The sequence below is a fragment of the Acinetobacter sp. CE-15 genome, from assembly GCF_051059255.1.
Taxonomy (GTDB): Bacteria; Pseudomonadota; Gammaproteobacteria; order Pseudomonadales; family Moraxellaceae; genus Acinetobacter; species Acinetobacter guillouiae.
In genome coordinates this window covers 3,094,048-3,113,879 of the sequence record NZ_CP192737.1, presented here as the reverse complement: position 1 = coordinate 3,113,879, position 19,832 = coordinate 3,094,048, and the positions used below count along the sequence as shown (strand labels likewise).

At 38.0% G+C, this 19,832-nt stretch carries 16 protein-coding genes and 1 pseudogene; 7 read left to right on the top strand and 10 right to left on the bottom strand.

The features are described from left to right. Window positions 1–62 precede the first annotated feature (62 nt). The 4 genes from ACQ7EO_RS14325 (at window position 63) to ACQ7EO_RS14310 (ending at window position 3,745) form a co-directional block, all read left to right on the top strand. Window positions 63–1,130 (top strand): ferredoxin reductase, encoded by a 1,068-nt coding sequence (locus ACQ7EO_RS14325; protein WP_434277785.1) that lies wholly within the window; start codon window positions 63–65, stop codon window positions 1,128–1,130. Between the two features lie 12 nt (window positions 1,131–1,142). Next, complete coding sequence (locus ACQ7EO_RS14320; protein ID WP_004721703.1) at window positions 1,143–2,237, top strand: fatty acid desaturase family protein; 1,095 nt, start codon at window positions 1,143–1,145, stop codon at window positions 2,235–2,237. 386 nt (window positions 2,238–2,623) lie between these two features. Next, the gene (locus ACQ7EO_RS14315) at window positions 2,624–3,259 is read left to right on the top strand and encodes an SMI1/KNR4 family protein (protein ID WP_434277783.1); all 636 of its coding nucleotides are present in this window, start codon (window positions 2,624–2,626) and stop codon (window positions 3,257–3,259) included. Between the two features lie 165 nt (window positions 3,260–3,424). After that, entirely contained in the window at window positions 3,425–3,745 is a 321-nt protein-coding gene (locus ACQ7EO_RS14310) for a hypothetical protein (RefSeq protein WP_004721698.1), read from the top strand. Window positions 3,746–3,843: 98 nt separating this feature from the next. On the opposite strand, the gene ACQ7EO_RS14305 is transcribed toward ACQ7EO_RS14310, so the two are convergent. The 3 genes from ACQ7EO_RS14305 to ACQ7EO_RS14295 form a co-directional block, all read right to left on the bottom strand. After that, window positions 3,844–4,614, bottom strand: coding sequence for a sulfite exporter TauE/SafE family protein (locus ACQ7EO_RS14305; protein ID WP_004721696.1), 771 nt, complete (start codon window positions 4,612–4,614; stop codon window positions 3,844–3,846). A gap of 141 nt (window positions 4,615–4,755) precedes the next feature. After that, window positions 4,756–6,963: a TonB-dependent receptor family protein gene (locus ACQ7EO_RS14300; RefSeq protein ID WP_434277782.1), complete on the bottom strand. Its 2,208-nt coding sequence runs from the start codon at window positions 6,961–6,963 to the stop codon at window positions 4,756–4,758. A gap of 206 nt (window positions 6,964–7,169) precedes the next feature. Beyond that, window positions 7,170–7,877 carry an SIMPL domain-containing protein gene (locus ACQ7EO_RS14295; protein ID WP_004721692.1) on the bottom strand — a complete coding sequence of 236 codons (708 nt, stop codon included), beginning with the start codon at window positions 7,875–7,877 and terminating at the stop codon, window positions 7,170–7,172. A gap of 499 nt (window positions 7,878–8,376) precedes the next feature. On the opposite strand from ACQ7EO_RS14295, the gene ACQ7EO_RS14290 reads away from it, so the two are divergent. Both ACQ7EO_RS14290 and ACQ7EO_RS14285 read left to right on the top strand, forming a co-directional pair. Beyond that, window positions 8,377–9,750 carry a diaminobutyrate--2-oxoglutarate transaminase gene (locus ACQ7EO_RS14290; protein WP_004721690.1) on the top strand — a complete coding sequence of 458 codons (1,374 nt, stop codon included), beginning with the start codon at window positions 8,377–8,379 and terminating at the stop codon, window positions 9,748–9,750. 3 nt (window positions 9,751–9,753) lie between these two features. Next, on the top strand, window positions 9,754–11,286 hold the full coding sequence (locus ACQ7EO_RS14285; RefSeq protein WP_004721689.1) for a pyridoxal phosphate-dependent decarboxylase family protein: 1,533 nt from the start codon (window positions 9,754–9,756) through the stop codon (window positions 11,284–11,286). 311 nt (window positions 11,287–11,597) lie between these two features. Here the strand turns inward: ACQ7EO_RS14285 and ACQ7EO_RS14280 are convergent, their stop codons facing one another. The 6 genes from ACQ7EO_RS14280 to ACQ7EO_RS14255 form a co-directional block, all read right to left on the bottom strand. Next, entirely contained in the window at window positions 11,598–12,578 is a 981-nt protein-coding gene (locus ACQ7EO_RS14280) for an IS110 family transposase (protein WP_434277590.1), read from the bottom strand. 443 nt (window positions 12,579–13,021) lie between these two features. Beyond that, a complete protein-coding gene (locus tag ACQ7EO_RS14275; protein WP_004721687.1) occupies window positions 13,022–13,741 on the bottom strand; it encodes a D-Ala-D-Ala carboxypeptidase family metallohydrolase in 720 nt (239 codons plus the stop codon). 140 nt (window positions 13,742–13,881) lie between these two features. Next, the gene (gene fdxA / locus ACQ7EO_RS14270; RefSeq protein WP_004721686.1) at window positions 13,882–14,205 is read right to left on the bottom strand and encodes a ferredoxin FdxA; all 324 of its coding nucleotides are present in this window, start codon (window positions 14,203–14,205) and stop codon (window positions 13,882–13,884) included. Between the two features lie 346 nt (window positions 14,206–14,551). Then, a complete protein-coding gene (locus ACQ7EO_RS14265; protein ID WP_434279621.1) occupies window positions 14,552–15,085 on the bottom strand; it encodes a GNAT family N-acetyltransferase in 534 nt (177 codons plus the stop codon). Window positions 15,086–15,240: 155 nt separating this feature from the next. Continuing rightward, window positions 15,241–17,895 (bottom strand): DNA mismatch repair protein MutS, encoded by a 2,655-nt coding sequence (gene mutS / locus ACQ7EO_RS14260; RefSeq protein WP_434277779.1) that lies wholly within the window; start codon window positions 17,893–17,895, stop codon window positions 15,241–15,243. Window positions 17,896–18,254: 359 nt separating this feature from the next. After that, entirely contained in the window at window positions 18,255–18,854 is a 600-nt protein-coding gene (locus tag ACQ7EO_RS14255) for a TetR/AcrR family transcriptional regulator (RefSeq protein WP_270384582.1), read from the bottom strand. Between the two features lie 112 nt (window positions 18,855–18,966). Between ACQ7EO_RS14255 and ACQ7EO_RS14250 the strand changes: the two genes are divergently transcribed. After that, window positions 18,967–19,296 carry a darcynin family protein gene (locus tag ACQ7EO_RS14250; RefSeq protein ID WP_004820336.1) on the top strand — a complete coding sequence of 110 codons (330 nt, stop codon included), beginning with the start codon at window positions 18,967–18,969 and terminating at the stop codon, window positions 19,294–19,296. Window positions 19,297–19,353: 57 nt separating this feature from the next. On the opposite strand, the pseudogene ACQ7EO_RS14245 reads toward ACQ7EO_RS14250, so the two are convergent. Continuing rightward, window positions 19,354–19,633 (bottom strand): annotated as a pseudogene (locus ACQ7EO_RS14245) (carboxymuconolactone decarboxylase family protein); the annotation flags it as partial. Window positions 19,634–19,832 lie beyond the last annotated feature (199 nt).

The window sequence follows — 19,832 nt, the reverse complement described above, 5'->3', positions numbered from 1 at the left end:
GTATATACAAATATATATACATGTGTATAATAATTAAAAATCACTCAGATGGTGAGCCTAGTATGCACGCTATTGAAAAGCAAAAATCTCCCGTAAACGCTATATTTGATATGGTGTTAGGTACTCATACGACTAATTTTTGGCTACAGAAAATTAATCCATTGTGGTCAGTTCAACAAGCTTTGGGGAAAATTGTTGAAAAAGAACAATCCGCCGCAGATACGATCAGCTTAACCATCAAAATTAACCGTTTGTTTAAAATGGGGTTAGCCGGGCAGCATCATCCAATCACTGTCGAAATCAATGGTCGTCGTTATGAACGTACCTATAGTCTGACTCAATTAGATACGCAACATGTATTACTCACGGCAAAAAAAGTAGAAAAAGGCATTGTGAGTAACTGGTTGTTTGAACATGCCCAAGTGGGTGAGGTGATTGAATTTGGTCGACCTTATGGTGATATGTTATTGCCTCAAGTTGTCAGTCCATTGATTCTGGTCGCTGCGGGCAGTGGTATTACGCCGATGTATAGCTTGATTCAGGCATTGGCAGCCAACCAGCAGCTTGATCGTCAGCCAGTACATTTAATGTATTGGGTTAAAAAAAATGCAGACGTTGCCTTTAAACAACAGTTTGAGCAATTAGTCCAACAGTATCCCGATTTTAAATTTGATGTGTTCTATACCCAAGAAGTACCTGCGGATGCACGTTTAAATAATGAATATTTACATATCATTAAAAATCTTGAGCAAAGCACAGTGTATGTATGTGGTCCTTCAGGTTTTGTGGCAACAGCTGAACAATTATTTGAACAGGCCAAAGTACTCAAAAGCGAAGCATTTAGCCTAAGCCCCGTGATTTCTGATGACACAGGTTTTATCAATGTCACATTAACCAAATCCAATAAAGTGGTTGCAATCCCCAAAGGTCAAGCCATTTTAGTTGGCTTAGAACAACAAAATATCAAACCAGAACATGGTTGTAGAATGGGGATTTGCAATAAATGCGCGTGTAATAAAGCACAGGGTGCCACAAAAAACTTAGTCAATGGTCAAGAAAATTTTGAACCAAATAATTTGCTGAGAATTTGTGTAAATACTGCCAAAACTGATTTAGTTATTGATCTTTAAGCGAGTTTTATCATGAATATGCCAGTTAAAATTCAATATTTTAAAAACACCAAAAACCGTGAACTGACCCAGACTGAGCTTGATGCTTTAGCGCGCGAGCTAGATGCGATTAAGCAAGAAGTCTTAGATGATATTGGCGAAAAAGATGCCAAATATATCAAAAAAGTATATGCCGCTATTCGTTATAGCAGTATTTTAGGCCGAGCATGTTTATTTGCGGGTTGGTTCCCACCAGCATGGTTACTTGGTACAGGTTTACTGAGCTTTGCCAAGATCATGGAAAACATGGAACTCGGTCATAATGTTATGCATGGGCAATATGATTGGATGAATGATCCACGCTTTAAAGGTACAACTTACGAATGGGATATTGTTGGAACTTCTGACAACTGGCGCCAGACCCATAATTATAAGCATCATACCTATACCAATATCAAAGGGATGGATGATGATATTGGCTATGGCTTATTGCGTTTATTCCCAGAACAACGGTGGAAACCGGGTTTTTTATTGCAGCCTTTATATGCAATTCCATTCTGTTTATTGTTCCAATGGGGCGTTGCGATTCAAAACCTTGAAATTGGTAAATTGGTTTATAAACGTAAAACGTGGGCGCAATTTAAAGAAGAGTGGAAGCCGACTCAAAAGAAAATTGGTAAACAGTTTTTTAAAGATTATCTTTTCTTTCCTGTGATTGCTGGCCCGGCAGCTTTACCTGTATTTACAGGTAATTTAGTTGCCAATGGTATCCGTAATATTTGGACATTTAGTATCATTTTCTGTGGTCACTTTACCAAAGATGTCGAAGTGTTCCCTAAAACTGTTTTACAGGATGAAAGTCGTGGACATTGGTATATGCGCCAGATTCGCGGTTCTTCGAATTTAACTGGTTCAGAAGCATTTCATATTTTGACAGGTCATTTGAGCCATCAAATCGAGCATCATTTATTCCCTGAAGTACCTGCTCGTCGCTATCGTAAAATGGCGCCTAAAGTTGAAGCGGTATGTAAAAAGTATGGTTTAAACTACAACAATGCAAGTTTGTTTAAGCAATATGGTCAAGTCCTTGGACGTATTGTGAAATATGCATTTCCATTTAAAAAATAGTTGATTTGCTAAAGCTAAAGCCACTTTTAAGTGGCTTTTTTATTGTCAATGATTTGGTTTTTCAGTAAAGTTTATTTGACTGTTATAAGGGTTTGTTGACAATTCGTCTACGTTTGCGACTGCGAGTGTTTTTTAGGTGATATTAGGCGCGGAGTATGAAATTTAGGCATTCTAAATGATGAGAAACAACGTTTCGCAAGGTAACTCGTAACGGCAAAAAACACTCTAGTCCCGAAGGGTTGTGGCTAAAATTATCTCAGCCTGTGTTATGGAACTCGAAAATAGTCTCGCTATTCTCTTCGTTTCATGCCTTGCCTGCTCAATTTTAGCCTACAACGCAAGCCATTTATGAAATGTCAACAGACCCTAAGATATATGAGAAGAACATGATTCAAAAACAATTAGAAAATATACAAAATTGGTTAGTGCAACATGCTGCAAAGATCGCAAATCAATCACTCAATCCTGCGGCAAGTATTTCAGATATAGAACAATTTGAACAAAGGCTTTCTAAACATTTACCTGATGATTTTAAACAGTTGTACTGTTGGCATAATGGGATGAATGAAGAGGAAAATTTAGGCAGTTTATTTTATGGTATGGAATTTTTATCGCTGACCAATATTGAAAATAAACGTGCTGATCTTGCGGATCTCGTTGATGAGTTGTTTGTTCTTCAACATGCTGACCCACAAATCAATCCAACCAATGCCCACCATCGGGATTGGGTCCAGTTTGCGCACGATGGTGGGCGCACAGGTTTGTATGTGGATTTAGCACCCACCGCCGTTGGTCAAATTGGCCAAGTGATCTTTATTGATCATGAATATGATGTTGGGATTTTGGTCGCAAACTCGATTACCGATTTACTTCAACAATTTTCAGATGATTTAGACAATGACTTATATCAGCTGAATGAAGATGCTTTAGAAGATGAAAATGAATTTTTAGAAAGTGATGCAGCTATTGATCTGGTCAATTGGCATATGAGTGAACGCTGGGTGCGCCCTGATTTTACTTAGCTTTTTTGAGAAAAATCATTTTATAAAATTATGTTTGAACGCTTCACTCATAAAAAGTGTATCAATAGCGATTATTGCTAGACACTCAATTTTGAACGCATTACATTTCTAATCGAATCAATTTTACAAAATCAAGTAAGCTCTAATTTTTAAACGAGCAAAATGATGGATCATAAAATAACGGTTGATGAGGTTGTAGCACGTTCAGTAAAAATTAGAGAACGTTATCATGAGCTAGAGCGAATAAATCATCATGCTGAATGGACAGTGCAAGAGGATGCGTTGGCATTTTTATCTGATGCTGGATTGGTTGGCAGATTAGTCATGGCGCAGACAGGGAAGTGGCTACACAAAGGAGATGCTCAACAAGAGTTGCAGCATAAGTTAGGTGAATGTGTTTGGTGGTTAGCCATTATTGCCAATGAATTAGATATGGATTTAACTGAAGCCACACAATACTTTTTAGATAAAGCTGAAAAGATTTAAATTTTTGGAAAAACTTCCATAGGAAGTTTTTTATAATCTTAGTTTAGAAGCCCGCATTTTGGTGGGCTTCATTCAATTTTTATATTTAGTATGAATGACTAACCGATAAATAAGTCATAGCCCATTCGGCCAATTAAAAATACCAGTAAAATTAAAAAGAAAATACGAATAAAACCACTTCCATATTTAAAGGCTAAAGCTGTACCCGCAAGTGAGCCTAAAACATTGCAAACTGCTAAAATGATGCCAGCCATCCATAAAATATGCCCAGAAGGGATAAAGAAAAACATGGCAGCAATATTGGTGGCGACATTGACCAATTTGGCAGATGCAGAAGCATTTAAAAAATCAAAAGCAAATACTTTCACAAACAGAAAGAGTAAAAAACTGCCTGTCCCAGGGCCAAAAATTCCATCATAAAATCCAATTAAGGCGCCAAAAAATAAACCTAACGCAATTTCTTTCTTACCCGTCTGTAACACAGTATGGATTTTACCTAAGTCTTTTTTGGCAAAGGTGTAGATCGCAATCAAGATCAGTAAAAAGAATACGATATAACGCATCAACTCTTTAGGTATCAACGAAACTGACATTGCACCTAAAAAAGAAAATATAAATGCTGCCAACATTGTGGGTAGTATAAGTTTCCAATTTATAGTAACTTTCTTAAAGTAAGCAAATGCAGAAGATACAGTGCCTGCCATGGCAATGATTTTATTGGTTCCAAAAACTGTGGCGAGACTTTGATTGGGAAAGGCATGCATTAGTGCTGGGAGTAGCACTAATCCACCTCCACCCACCGCAGCATCAATTAAACCCGCACAAAAAGCGAAGAAGCCTAAACTCAGAAGTATTGTCTCGTATTCCATTACAGATTGTTCTAACTGCTATTTTAAGAGAATAATCATAGAATATATTCAAATAAAAGTAATTAAAAAGCGCTAATCTCAATCTATGAGATTAGCGCTTTAGTTTTAAATGCGTTGTAAATCTACAAGTTTTTCAAAAAATTAGAAATCAACAGAAGTTTGTAGATAGAAAGTACGTGGCTGTCCTACGTATTTACCACCTGTAGAGTCAGATGAGCGAGTAAAGTATTCTTGATCAAATAGGTTTTTAATCCCACCAGCAACTTTTAAACCGTAAAAATCTTGTCCAAAATCATAACCAGTACGTACCGCAAAAGTTGAGTAACCCGGGATATCACCAGTACGACCATCTGCCGTTTCAACAGTTTGGTAAACATTGCCTGAACCTGGCGCATGTTGTTTAGATTGAGCAAACATATCTGCATTGACAGACCATTTGTCAAAGCTATAACCAAGGCCTAAATTTCCAACATGTCGTGAATAAAAAGGTAAGTCCTTACCAGCAAATTTACCTGCTTCAGACTCAGCCTTTGTAAATGTATAATTACTATAGACTTTTAAGCCTTGCAGAGAGTCATAGAGGTTGCCAAAGTCATAACTTAGACCGAGTTCTATGCCTTTATGAGTCGTTGCGCCTAAATTGGTCCAGATGCCTGTACCAATAACGTCTGTACGCTCTAGAGATAGCTCTTTATCAAAGTCTAAATAGAACACTGTAAATTCAGCATTTAAACCATTGCCGAGGTATTTTGTACCGATTTCATAGTTGTTGGATTTTTCAGGATGTAAACCATCTAAAGTGGTAACAGCACTGATTCCTTCAACTTTAGCTAATTGGTTATATTGTTGAGGACCAAAAGAAACCGCTGCATTGGCAAAGACATTCCATTGTTCATTGAAATTATATTGCACTGCAAGGCTTGGTAAAAATTCATCAGAATTTATTTTTGGATGTACTGTATTGATGAATTTACCATTTTGGTAGGCGGTATAATCATTATGGGTTTTAATAGACTCAAATCGTACACCCGGAGTGATGGTCAGTGCACCGAGACCAAAACGGTTATCAATATATACGGCATGCGCTTTGGTTCCACCTTCACTGCTGGTGTTGGCAAGGCGTTCGCCTGGCGTTCCTGTTACAGTATTATATGGCGCTGTACGACCCGAAAACTCTGAACTGTCTTCTTGTAAATAGCGATAACCAACTGTGACTTCATTATTCATATTGCCTAAAGTGTAGGCACGTGAATAACGTGGTTCAATGCCAAAATATTTATAATCACGCGGTGAGTTGCTGATAATGCTATTGGCTTTATTACTTTTATCTGGCGATTCAAGATCACTGGTACGGAATGAGTCGACATAATAACCAAGGATTTCAAAGTTATTGAGTTCATCTTTATGGCTGTATTTAACAGAAACATCTGAACGACGGCCAGCAAAATAGTTACGGTATTGGTTTGACTGGTATGGGTTTTTGGCATAATCCGCAGTCGTTAAGCCTTCTGGCATTTCGCCACGACCTTCATAATGATGCAAATTAAGTGCAATCGAATCTGCATCTGTAAACTGATATGACGACTTTAACATGACGTCATCAATATCTATGTCGTTATTGGCTTCGCGATAGCCATTTCCTTTGGTTCCTGAATAAAATAGCGCAAGACCTAAACCATTATCCATAGTACCGCCGATAAAGAGGTTTGGGCTGTACTTGAGTTGGTCGGTACCTGTGGCGAATTCTGTGGTTAAACCAACAGAGCCTGATAGTTTTTCAGGGATTGCACGGGTATTAAAGTTGATGATTCCCCCCACGTTTTGAGGCCCAAAGCGGACTGAACCTGCGCCACGAACAACGTCTACAGATTCAATATTGCCCATTGAAACAGGTGCCATAGACAATTGTGGTTGACCATAAGGCGCGAAGGATAATGGAACACCATCCATCAACACAGTGGAGCGCGGTGAGAGGCGAGAGGTTAAGCCACGCACACCCAGATTGAGTGAAACATCACTACCCCCTGTGCCATTGCTATCCTGAACCTGAACCCCTGGCACTTGTTTTAGCGCATCACGGATAGAGGTCACCGCAGATTCGTCCATTTTTTTACGATCGATAATGGTACGTGCACCTGCATGCTTGTGAACTTTTTCAGCATTGGCTGCTTCAAGCCAGTTTCCTTCAGCTTGTACGGTGATTGTTTTAAGTGTTTGTGTTGAAGTTTCTTGATTGTCTTCGGCAAAAGCAGCATTGGATATAAAGCTAAGTGAAACAGCAATTGCAAGGCTGAGATGTGAGGGTTTAAACAGGGCGAAGTCAGGTGTTCTATGGCTTGAAATTTTCATAAAGAGATAGGCATTTGAAATTGTGCGTATCTTAATCTCTTCAAGCATATTTTTAAATCAGGATGATTATCATTTAAAACTATTGTTTAATTCAAATTAATAGATTTTTTAATCAAATATTCACTTTTTTATATTGCAATCGCAAATTTATATAGTGCAATAGCAAAAAACCGTGCATAAGCACGGTTTATATAATAATCAAAAGCTTATTTAAACTGGATCGAACCATTGGCATTGACTGTGATTTTTGATTCACCAGCGGCCATGTTCTGACCACCAACTGCATCGGCAGCTTCGAACTTAGCCATAGATGCACGCGCTGCATATACTGGTTGCGGATAAGAGTTGCTGGTATTGATGTTGATATTGACCAAGTTATAAGACGATTTATTCCATGCTTGCGTTAAAATTTGCGCACGTTGTTGGAAGTTCTTTGAAGCCTCAACCATCAATTCATTTTCAACTTTTTTACGTTGTTCATCAGACACTGTGAAATTAATCGATTGTGTTTGGAAGCTGGTTTGCAACTCGTTGATTAACTGGCTTGCCGCTTTAAAATCTTTACTTTCGATTTGAATTTCTGCACGACCACGCCATTCTTTCAATTTTTGGTTGTCATTGTCATAAACAGGATAAGTGGTTTGTGAACCTGTTTCGACTTTAACTTGTGGATACTTTTTCGAAATGCTAATGGCTTGATTCATTAACTGGGTAATTTGAGAAGATAACTCAGCAGGTTGCTTGTTGTTTTTCTCAATAAAAAGTACAGCATGCATTTCATCATTAGACACTTGACGTGTCGCATCTGCTTGAACGTTGACAATATTGTAGTTTAACGGGTCATTTTCTGCTGCCATCGTCATTGTGCTCAGTGTGGTTCCCAAGAGTAAAGTAGTTAAAGCTAAATAACGCATAATGAATCCTTAAAATTGTTTGACTAAATTTTATGACCGAAAGATATATTGTATAAATTGAATCTGTTTTTAATCATAAATCTGGTTTGCGGAAAACTATGGCAGATTTTGTGGTGCATTTGTAATAATTTGCATATAAATTGCAATTTTGTTTTGATTAAAATATTTTAAAAATTAAAAGCTTATCGAGATTGGTTGTGATAAAAAGTGATCAGAAGGGTTAAGATTTATAAAGTGATTTTAATTATCGGCTTTTCTTTGCTTTGTCACATAGTATGATGATAATAACCAATTAGATTTAGCTAAATGTTTTTTTCGATAAATGGAGTGTGGATAAGTACATAAAAGATATTTATTTTCTTGTAAAAAACTGTATTATCGCGCTCCTAGTTATGAAGATTAAAAGCACTCTAACTAGATTTCTATAAAGCACCGAGTCAAAGGACCACAAGTCACCCGACTTATTTCTTTCAACCCATATCAGAGATGGTAATTCGATATGAGCGTTACTTCTGTAAATCCTGCTGCCACTTCCACAAACGAATACTACTTGACTCGCCAAAGTCAGATGGAATCGAATGTTCGTAGTTATCCACGTAAATTACCGTTAGCGATAGCGGAAGCACATGGTTGTTGGGTTACCGATGTTGAAGGTACAAAGTACCTCGATTGTTTAGCTGGGGCAGGAACATTGGCATTAGGCCATAACCATCCTGCGGTGATTAAAAGTATTCAAGACACTTTAGCGAGTGGTCTCCCTTTACATACTTTAGATTTAACAACGCCTTTAAAAGATGCTTTCACTGAAGCACTGCTTGCACAACTTCCGGGTGGGCAAGAAGAGTATTGCTTACAGTTCTGTGGCCCATCTGGTGCAGATGGTACAGAGGCAGCGATTAAATTGGCGAAAACCTATACAGGTCGCAATACAGTTATCAGTTTCTCTGGCGGTTACCATGGGATGACTCATGGCGCGTTAGCGATGACAGGTAACTTATCTGCTAAAAATGCGGTAAATGGCTTAATGCCAGGCGTACAATTTATGCCATACCCGCATGAATACCGTTGCCCGTTGGGTGTTGGCGGTGAAGCAGGTGTTGATGCCTTAACTTATTATTTCGAAAACTTCATTGAAGATGTCGAAAGCGGTGTAACTAAGCCTGCAGCTGTGATTCTTGAAGCAATTCAAGGTGAAGGCGGTGTGGTTACAGCACCTGCGAAATGGTTGCAAAAAATCCGTGAAGTGACTGAGCGTCATAACATTGTGTTGATTTTGGACGAAGTTCAAGCGGGCTTTGCACGTTCAGGCAAAATGTTTGCTTTTGAACATGCTGGTATTGAACCTGATGTTGTGGTGATGTCAAAAGCAGTGGGTGGTAGCTTACCATTGGCTGTTTTGGGTATTAAACGTAAGTTTGATGCTTGGCAACCTGCAGGTCACACAGGTACTTTCCGTGGTAACCAACTTGCAATGGGTACTGGTCTTGCAACGATCAATACCATTAAAGAGCAAAACCTTGCACAAAATGCGCAACAACGTGGTGATTTCTTACAAGCTGAATTGAAAAAATTAGCGCAAGAATTCCCATGTATTGGTAATGTTCGTGGTCGCGGTTTAATGATCGGTATCGAAATTGTGGATGAGCGTAAGCAAGCGGATCATATGGGTTCTCTTCCTGCGGATTCACAATTGGCTGCTGCAATTCAAACGGCATGTTTTAACAATAAATTATTGTTAGAAAAAGGCGGCCGTAGCGGTACAGTGATTCGTTTACTTTGCCCATTGATCATTACTCAAGAAGAATGTGAAGAAGCTATTGCGCGCTTTAAGAAAGCGGTTGCAGAGGCTCTTATTGCAGTTCGAGGCGCTTAATTCATGGTAGATTTTGCAGAACATCGTAAAGCGTTACTCTGCAATGATGCTCAATCTATTGCTGACTATGAGTCAGCAATGGGTGAGGCGACTAAAGCGGTCGCAGCATGGTTGCAAAATGACAAAATGTATACAGGTGGGAGCATTAAAGAACTTCGTGAAGCGATTTCTTTTGCACCGTCTAAACAAGGTCTAGGTTTACACCAATCGCTTGAGCGTATGGTTGAGCTTTTCCTGAACAAAAGTTTGAAAGTACATCATCCACACTCTTTAGCACATTTGCATTGCCCAACCATGGTGACAAGTCAAATTGCTGAAGTCTTGATTAATGCGACCAACCAATCAATGGACTCATGGGATCAAAGCCCAGCAGGTTCTTTGATGGAAGTTCAATTGATCGACTGGCTGCGTCAAAAAGTAGGTTATGGTGCAGGTCAAGCAGGTGTGTTCACCTCTGGCGGCACTCAATCTAACTTGATGGGCGTATTGTTAGCGCGTGACTGGTGTATTGCCAAGAACTGGAAAGACGAAAATGGTCTGCCTTGGTCTGTGCAGCGTGATGGCGTTCCAAGTGATGCCATGCGTAATGTCAAAGTGATCTGTTCTGAAAATGCACATTTTTCTGTGCAAAAGAACATGGCAATGATGGGCATGGGCTTCCAATCTGTGGTGACTGTTCCAGTCAATGAAAATGCACAGATGGATGTTGATGCGCTCGAAAAAACCATGGCGCATTTACAGGCTGAAGGTAAAATTGTTGCTTGTGTTGTTGCAACTGCTGGAACAACCGACGCTGGTGCGATTGATCCATTAAAGAAAGTGCGTGAAATCACCAATAAATATGGCGCGTGGATGCATATCGACGCAGCATGGGGTGGTGCACTGATCTTATCGAATGACTACCGTTCAATGCTTGATGGTATTGAATTGTCTGATTCGATTACATTGGATTTCCATAAGCATTATTTCCAAAGTATTTCATGTGGTGCGTTCTTGTTGAAAGATGAAGCGAACTATCGTTTTATGCATTATGAAGCTGAATATTTAAATTCTGCTTATGATGAAGAACATGGTGTACCGAACCTAGTGTCTAAATCTCTACAAACTACACGTCGTTTTGATGCATTGAAATTGTGGATGACGATTGAAAACCTAGGTGAAGAGCTTTATGGTTCAATGATTGACCATGGCGTTAAGCTAACTCGTGAAGTGGCAGATTACATCAATGCTACTGCTGGGTTGGAAATGCTGGTTGATCCACAATTTGCATCGGTATTATTCCGTGTAATACCTGATAATTATCCAGTTGAATTGCTTGATACTTTGAACCAAAACGTTGCAGATGAATTATTTGCGCGTGGTGAAGCCAATATTGGTGTAACTAAAGTTGGACAGGTTCAATCTTTGAAAATGACCACTTTAAGTCCAGTTGCAACTTTAGAAAACGTGAAGAATCTTCTTGCCTTGGTGCTAGAAGAAGCTGACCGTATTAAAGATGCAATTGCTGATGGTACCTATACGCCTGCAATTGACTAGATTGATATCCAGTTGATTGACGTTTGAAATAGATTGATTTTATTTCAAAAAACGCCCAATGAATTTCATCGGGCGTTTTTTATTTAAGGGTGTTTTGATCTAAAATATAGTCAATCTGTCAAAAACTTAGACGCAAGAATATAATCTCTTTTAATTAAATCAATTGCCTGTAAGAATAAATTATTTGCTTATAAATAAGCTTGCAATGCCACACCTTACATTCAAAGTTTAAATACCTTTGCGTAGGCGATGCCTCACTTTTCAGAGATGAAAAGATACCGTCTTAACTGTCAAGCAAATTATTTAAGGATTCATGCCTTATAATTTGCCTGATAAGGTTGTTGGTTTTTAAGAACACCATAGCAAAGATGAATTAACTTTCGCATAGCAGCAGCAATCGCTACCATTTTAGTTTTCCCTTTCGCTAAGAGCCGTTCGCTCAACTCTTTAATATGAGGATTGTACCGAGTTGCAACAATGGCAGCCATATATAAACCCGATCGAATTTTAGGTGAACCGGCTTTAGATAAGCGACTTTTTCCAAGCACAGAACTACCAGATTGTCTGTGAATGGGAACTAAACCCACAAATGCAGCAGCTTGGCTTGCTTTTTCAAAAGAATGAGCACGTAAAAAAACAAGCATTAATAAACTGGTCCGCTCAGCAATTGCTGGAATGCTTTCAAGAAGTTTTTGATCACGTTTAAGCTCATGGTCTTGATCAATATGGTTTTGAATTTGTGTATCTAGATTCTGAATTTGCCTAGTTAATGATTTAATATTGGTCTTAATAGACTTTAAAATTGGTACAACTATTAGAGTGGAGTTTGCTTTTTCCAAACGATTTTGTTCACGTTTTAAGTCGTTCGCAAGACTTGACCTTCTATCTAATAAAGCATTGAGCAATCGGATATTATCAGGAGTGGGTTGCCATAAATGTAAATCTACAGTCATTGCAAATCGCGCCAATACTTCACTATCGATTTTGTCAGTTTTATGAAGCTTAGAGATACTTTGAGCAAAATATCGAGTACGGGCTGGGTTAGCCACACAAACTTGAAATTTTAAATCAAATAAAAATTGAGCTAACATTTCATGATAGACTGATGTTGCTTCCATTAAGGCTCTAGTTTCTTCAGCAACAAGACCAAAACGATTTAACCATGATAACAATTGATGAAATCCTTTATTGTTATTGGAAAAGCATTTAGTTTTTATTTTTCCACTAGAGTCATCAAGAAATAAACAACAATCGAATTTAGCTTTAGAAACATCAATGCCAAGATAAAACATAGCTTCACCTAATTATTGATTGAATTAATATTAAAAAACCACAGTCTTTTCTTGTGAATGCAGCATCAAAGTGCTTAGTTACCGTCCAGATTTATGTCAGTGGTTAGGTGTAAATTGTAGGTTTAATCTTTTCAGGAAACTCGAAGTTTTGATGACAAACCAAACTCTACAATTTACGTGTAGTGATAGCTAATCACTACAAAGAACAAGATACAAGATGACAAAAATCTTTTGTTGGGTGAGAGGTACGTCCTTTACCTCCACCCAACGGCGACATCCATGTCGCCCCACGGTAGGATAACCATCTAGAATCCAAAAGAACAAAAACGAATTAATAACCTAGTTTTTAAAGTTCATACAGAAACATAAGCTTCATTTATGATCAAATGCTTGGTCATAAAAAAAGAGATCTTATTGATCTCTTTTAAATTGAATATGGGGTATTAAAAATTACACATTGAGCTATTACGGGTGAGATCAGGTCCCCAAGTACGATATCCTTGAGTATCAATATGGATTTGCCCTGAAGCATACAGTCCCAAGCCCATGTTTAAGCTTTGGCCATACTGCGACCAGAACTGGCATAATTTGAATTTGGTGTGTTCGATATAGGCATAATCTTGAGGTTGCGGATTTTCTGGCCCAATACGGAAATCAATGGCTGAATTGAATAAGTGACGTGAAGATCCAGCACCACCCGCACATTGGTTTAAAGGTAAGTCTCGATATACCGAGGTTACGGTAAAATCAGTCAGAACTTTAGAGGCAACCAAGTATTTAAATACTTTTAATGTCGGTAATTGATTACTCCAAAGCTCACGGCTTGGAATCATATATTCAGACTTACCACACTTGTCCCAATCCCGTGCAGTTTTAAATAACTCAAAACTAGGAATAATATTTCCAGCATTATTTTGTTCAAGAAAACGTTCATAATCACGTGCACGTGACTGATTGTCGCCATAGATCAACCATTGGCGATAAGATGAAGGCATCGTTTTAGGAGGAATGGGGCGCTCAATCGTAATTTTTTCTTCGGGGATGTAAATACGCTGACCATGCGACGTGCTAATTGTTGGATTCTTTTGAGGGGAAGATGTACATCCAGCCAGAATCATTGTAGTAACACCGACAGCAAGTAAACCTTTCAAAATAAATTTCATTCTCAATATTAGCTAAAGCAAGTAACGGGGTATTTTAGTCTAGTTTGGTGCGTGTATTATGGATAAATTGCAAATAAATGTACAATTTACATATTAAAATGCAAAAAGATCAGCCTAAGCTGATCTTTTTTATACAATACTTATTTTTCTAAGTATTGTAATTTATCGGCTTTACCATTCCACTCTTCACGATCTTCAGGTTGATCACCGATTTGAGTAATGTTTGGCCATTTTTGAGCAAGTTCAGCATTTAGTTCAATAAATACTTCTTGACCTTCAGGGAGTTCATCTTCAGAGAAAATTGCATTTGCAGGACACTCAGGTTCGCATAGCGCACAGTCAATGCATTCATCTGGACTAATGACTAGGAAATTTGGACCTTCATAAAAACAGTCTACTGGACATACTTCTACGCAGTCTTGATATTTACACTTAATACAATTTTCAGTGACAACAAAGGTCATGGCGTCAGCTACCTAAAAATATGGTTCTAATTAATAATGCTGTATTTTAGGGAAAACGCCGCAAACTAACAATTGCTTTTATTGATATTTAATATAGAAGAACCTGCTAAATCAATTTTTTTTATAGAAAATTCTCCTAACTTGTGAAGAATTATGCATTTTTTAAAATATGCGCTGTTATTTTGATGTGGCCATAGGTGAAAAAATGCTAAACATATTCAAAAAAGAACATAAATATGAGACTAAATCACAGAAGCGAAATGGGGTTATTACCTTCGTGTGCTGGTTTTTTAGTCAGCCATCATCTTTAGAATTATTTAGAGCTGTATTTTTAGTATCCGTTAGATCATGACAATGTATAGATAAGATGAATATCTTCGGGTTCTAATTCCCATAATTGCTGATCAGGTTTTTCTAAGACCTGCGCGCCTTGTTTAAGATAAAAGTCGACAGTACGCTGGGTTGGTGTTGCTGAAATATACAGTTGTTGTGCACCAAGTTGCCCAGCTGATTTTATCGCAGAGTGCATGAGCTGTGTACCAAGACCAAGACCTTGATGATTTGCATCGACATAAAAATATTGTAATAGCTTCGCATCTGGATAATCTTTGATGACTTGATTGGATACCAGTTGCACACCAATTAATCGATTCAATTGATTGAATGCACCCACACATAGTCCACCTTGAATAAGATGCTGCTTTAACAACGGGGGATCATTTTCTAAATGATATTCACCCCAGCTTTGCACATCATAAAAACAATCGACCAAATGTAATTTTTGCTTTTGTTGTAGATACATTTGAGTGATTAATTCACGTCGATCAATATGTTGCCAAATGAGATCTATATCGGAAAGCTGCAGGGGCTTGAGTGAAATATTGATATTATTCTCCTAAAACTTAGCATTCAATTACTCATTATGGAGTGCTTTAAATTATCGTCTAGATTGCTATTTAAAGATCAATAGACTCAAGTTATTTCCAGCCTAAGTAGAGAATTTCAAACTTACTTAGACTGGAAAGCTGTTACTGCTTATGCATTTAGTGCTGCTTTTAATGCATAGAGGTGATCTAGCGCTTGGCGAGGGGTTAAATCATCGACATCAATATTTGCTAAAGCATCGAGTACAGGTGATGATTTTTCAACTTCAACGACTTTTTCAATCTCAATGATGTGTTCAAGCTTTTCAGGTTCAACGGTTTCAACTTCTGCAAATAAGTCATTTTGCACAACGGATTGCAATTGTTGCTGTTGTTGTTTCTCTAAAATTTTTAAACGCTTTTGCGCTTCTTTAATCACCCCCGCAGGGATCCCCGCAAGTTTTGCAACTTGTAAACCATGACTTTGACTGGCAGGACCTTGTTGAACTTTATGCAATAGAATCAAATTACCATTTAACTCTTTGGCCGTCACATGGTAGTTATCAATTGCCACTTCTTTTGAAAGCTCAGTTAATTCAAAATAGTGTGTGGCAAAGAGGCATAGACATTTGATTCGTTTGGTTAGATCAAGCACACATGCCCAAGCTAGAGATAGTCCATCATAAGTACTTGTACCACGACCAACTTCATCCATAAGCACCAAAGACTGATTGGTTGCATGGTGCAAAATTTGAGATGTTTCGGTCATTTCCACCATAAAGGTAGATTTACCCGTAGATAAATCATCAGCAGAGCCAATTCGAGTAAATATACGGTCAATCGGTCCTAACTTCGCTGTTTTAGCAGGGACGAAACTGCCGCAATACGCCAGCAAACTAATCAGTGCAGTTTGACGCATAAAGGTCGATTTTCCGCCCATGTTTGGCCCTGTAATGATCGCCATACGATGATTGAAATCGAGTAGGGTATCGTTGGGGGTAAATGGCGTTTTACTGAGTGATTCAACTACAGGGTGTCGACCAGCGGTAATTTTGATCCCGATTTCTGGGCTGTATTCAGGTCGGTTCCAATTATTCAAACGGGCTTGATGGGCAAAGTTTGCCAATAAATCGATATGGGCAATCGATGCACTCATCATTTGTAAATTGGCAATATCTGCTCTTAATTCTTCCAGTAACATTTCAAAGAGTAGTTTTTCTCGCGCAAGTGCACGTGATTCACTGGAAAGTACTTTATCTTCAAAAGATTTTAATTCTGGGGTGATATAACGCTCGGCATTTTTCAGTGTTTGACGACGGATGTAATGATCAGGCGCTTGTTCAGCTTGAGCACGGGTGAGTTCGATATAGTAACCACTAACACGGTTATAACCAATCTTCAGGGTATTGATGCCCGTGTTTTCTCGCTCTTTGATTTCTAAATCAATCAGAAATTGGCCTGCGTGATCACGGATTTTACGCAGTTCATCGAGCTCATCATCAAAGCCTTCTGCAATTACATTGCCATCACGCAATAATACAGGTGGGTGTTCAACAATCGCAGACAGTAAACGTTGGTGTAATCCATTAAAATCGCCCAATTCTTCATTCAATTGTACAATCAATTTAGATTGCTGAGTCTCAAGAATCGGTTGGATTGCATGTCTTAAGAATGGGATTTGTGCACATGCTTGACGAAGCTGCACCAAATCACGAGGACGTGCACTGCCAAGTGCAACACGGCTTAAAACCCGTTCAATATCGCCAATTTCTTTTAAGACTAAGCGAACAGGACTTTCATGGTAGCCTTTGAGTAAAGTATCCGTTGCATCTAAACGTGCATCTAAGATTTGAGTATCACGAATGGGCTGCATCAAGGTACGTGCCAGTAATCGTCCGCCCATTGCGGTTTGGCAGTCATTGATTAAGCTAAACAGCGAAGTGCCGTGCTCAAATAAAGGATCAATAATTTCTAAATTACGGCGTGTAACAGGATCAAGTGCAATAAAATCTGAGCTTTGTTCTAATTTAATTGAACGAATATGTGGTAACGCAGTTTTTTGAGTTTCTTTGGCATAATGAATCAGTGCAGCAGCAGCCGCTTTAGCCAAGGGTAGATGGTCAATACCAAAACCAGAAAGTGTGGAAACTGCGAATTGGTCACATAAGGTTTTTTGTGCGTTATTTAAATTAAAATCGACATTAGGCCGTTTGGTAATCGGGCATTCAATTTGTCGTTTAATATCTTCAATAATATTTGGGTCGACTATGTCTTCATCGACCAATATCTCACTTGGCATTAAGCGAGCCAATTCAATCGCCAAGCTTTCAGATTTAAAATCTTGTTGTTGAACTTTAAAAATACCCGCACTTAAATCCAGCAGTGCCATACCAATTTGGTTTTGTTGAAAGCAGATTGCAACAAGATTCGATGCTTGTGTTGCGGTTAACAGGGCATCATCGGTCAATGTTCCAGGGGTAATAATTCGTACTACACCGCGTTCAACAGGTCCCTTACCTGTGACTTCACCAATTTGTTCACAGATGACAACCGCTTCGCCTTTTTTAACTAAACGCGCCAAATAACCTTCTGCAGCATGGTATGGAACACCCGCCATTGGAATAGGTTCACCATTGGCTTTACCACGATGAGTGAGGGTAATACCCAAAAGTTTTGCGGCTTTTTTAGCATCGTCAAAAAACAGTTCGTAAAAATCGCCCATGCGATAGAACATTAAAGAGTGTGGATGCTGCATTTTTACTTTTAGATATTGCTGCATCATAGGGGTGTGGGAGGATAAGTCAGCCATTGTTTCCATGCTATTCATGTATGTTAAATCTCTAAATTTAAATAATAAATAAGTTTATTTTGAAAGTTTGGCAATCTAACCAATTCTAACAACTTCTGTGCAAATCTGACCTAAGCAAAGGAAAAAGCATAGCTTTAGAGTACTTTTGTTCGTGCCAAAATTGAGTCAACAATGTGTGAGGAAACAAATTGGTTTCTCTCGGTCGTCATCTTAACAAATTGAGGCTGATTCACAAAAAGGAATCCGAAGATGAGTGCGGAAATTAGCAACAAAAAGAAAATGGCATGATCTGCTCGTACTATTGATAAGATGAAGAAGGGGGATATCTTAAAAAGTGATATTGTTAAAATTGAGACTTGGACTGCTCAGTTTTATCTTTATATAAGGGCTAAATAACCATATATTGCTCTTTCAACTCGTCGCTGTAGATCTTCTACATCAAATTCACCAGTCATACCCGCTGTATTAATCATCCCTTTACTGATGGCGATAATGTCTCTTGCAGTCTTGAGTGCATCAGTAATTTGAAATTTAGATAGAAGATTAGACAATATTTCCTCTAATTTGTATTGAAAAGACTCTTCTTCATAATCTTTTCCGATAAATATTGAGGCAGATTCAAGTATTAACGCTAAATTAGGACGACTCAATTGATGAAATACTGCTCTTTCTATAATCATTTTCAATAGCGTTTTTAAATCTAACCGCTCATTTTGTTCAATAATTTTTAAGACACTATTATAAAGTTGATCTCTTTCTCGTCTTATGAGTTCAACAATTAATGCATTTTTTGAAGGAAAGTATTGATACAGACTACCAATACTCACTCCAGCAGTATCTGCCACAATATTGGTATTAAATCCAGAGAATCCATCTGATTCAAGAATGCGAGCTGCTGCCTCCAGAATTATATCAAATGTGATTACTGAACGCGCTTGTCGCGGCCTTTTACGTGGGTTTGGAAAGGTTTCTGTCATGGTAAAAAATGCGAGTATTAAATGTGAGTAATGACTCATATAATGATTTGGTCACTCACTCATTACAAGCAAAATCATATATCAATTGAAATCAATAATTAATGGAGAAACTATGTCTAAAATATTTACTTTTTTTATTCATTTAAAGGCATTGCCCACTTGGCTTGCACTGCCCAGAGAATATCGTAATAACTTAGGTGAAAAGACAATTCAAGAAATATTGAAAAAATATAAATCTGTTAAAGTCCGTTGGTATGATGCAGAGGCATTTAATGCTCGTGCTAGCGATATTGCAGTTTTCGAGACATCATCTTTACAGGAATACTATTTTGTAATAGATGCACTTAGAGACTCAGAAATATTTTCGACTCCATATTTTGAGCTTGTAGAAATTATTCCTGCAGTAGAAGATGGCTATATAGAATATGGAGAGTCTTTGTAACTGCCTAAAAAGCCCTTAAGTGAGGGCTATGAAGTTTTTACTATATCGATTGTTTGATTAATCTCTATCACCTAGCGTGATTCTTAATCTATTTAATGCTCCCATCAAAGAAATGCTTGCCGTTAGGTCAACTAGCTCTTTCTCATTAAAATGATCAGTTAAACTCTCTCTAACCGTTTCAATTTTTTCAGAAAAAAATTAATTGCTTCCGCATATTCTAAAATAAGTCTTTGTTTGTTGGTAAAGGCATTCGAATGTTTATAGCCTGGAATATTGTCAATGATATCTCTTGGGTGAATCCAATATCTCTTAATTCCTTGGAATGAAAAGTGCAGCAATCAATTTATCATTCTACGCACTTTGCAAATGGTCGAAATCATTTTTATGGAATCGAAAATTATTGGAGTTAAAATCAAAGGTTAGTATGAAAATAATGGTATACCGAAAAAGGTTATTTCCCTTATTTTTGAAGGAAAAGGATCAAGATTTACTACGGAAGTCCAAAACCACTATTGAGAATTTTGAGATCATGGACT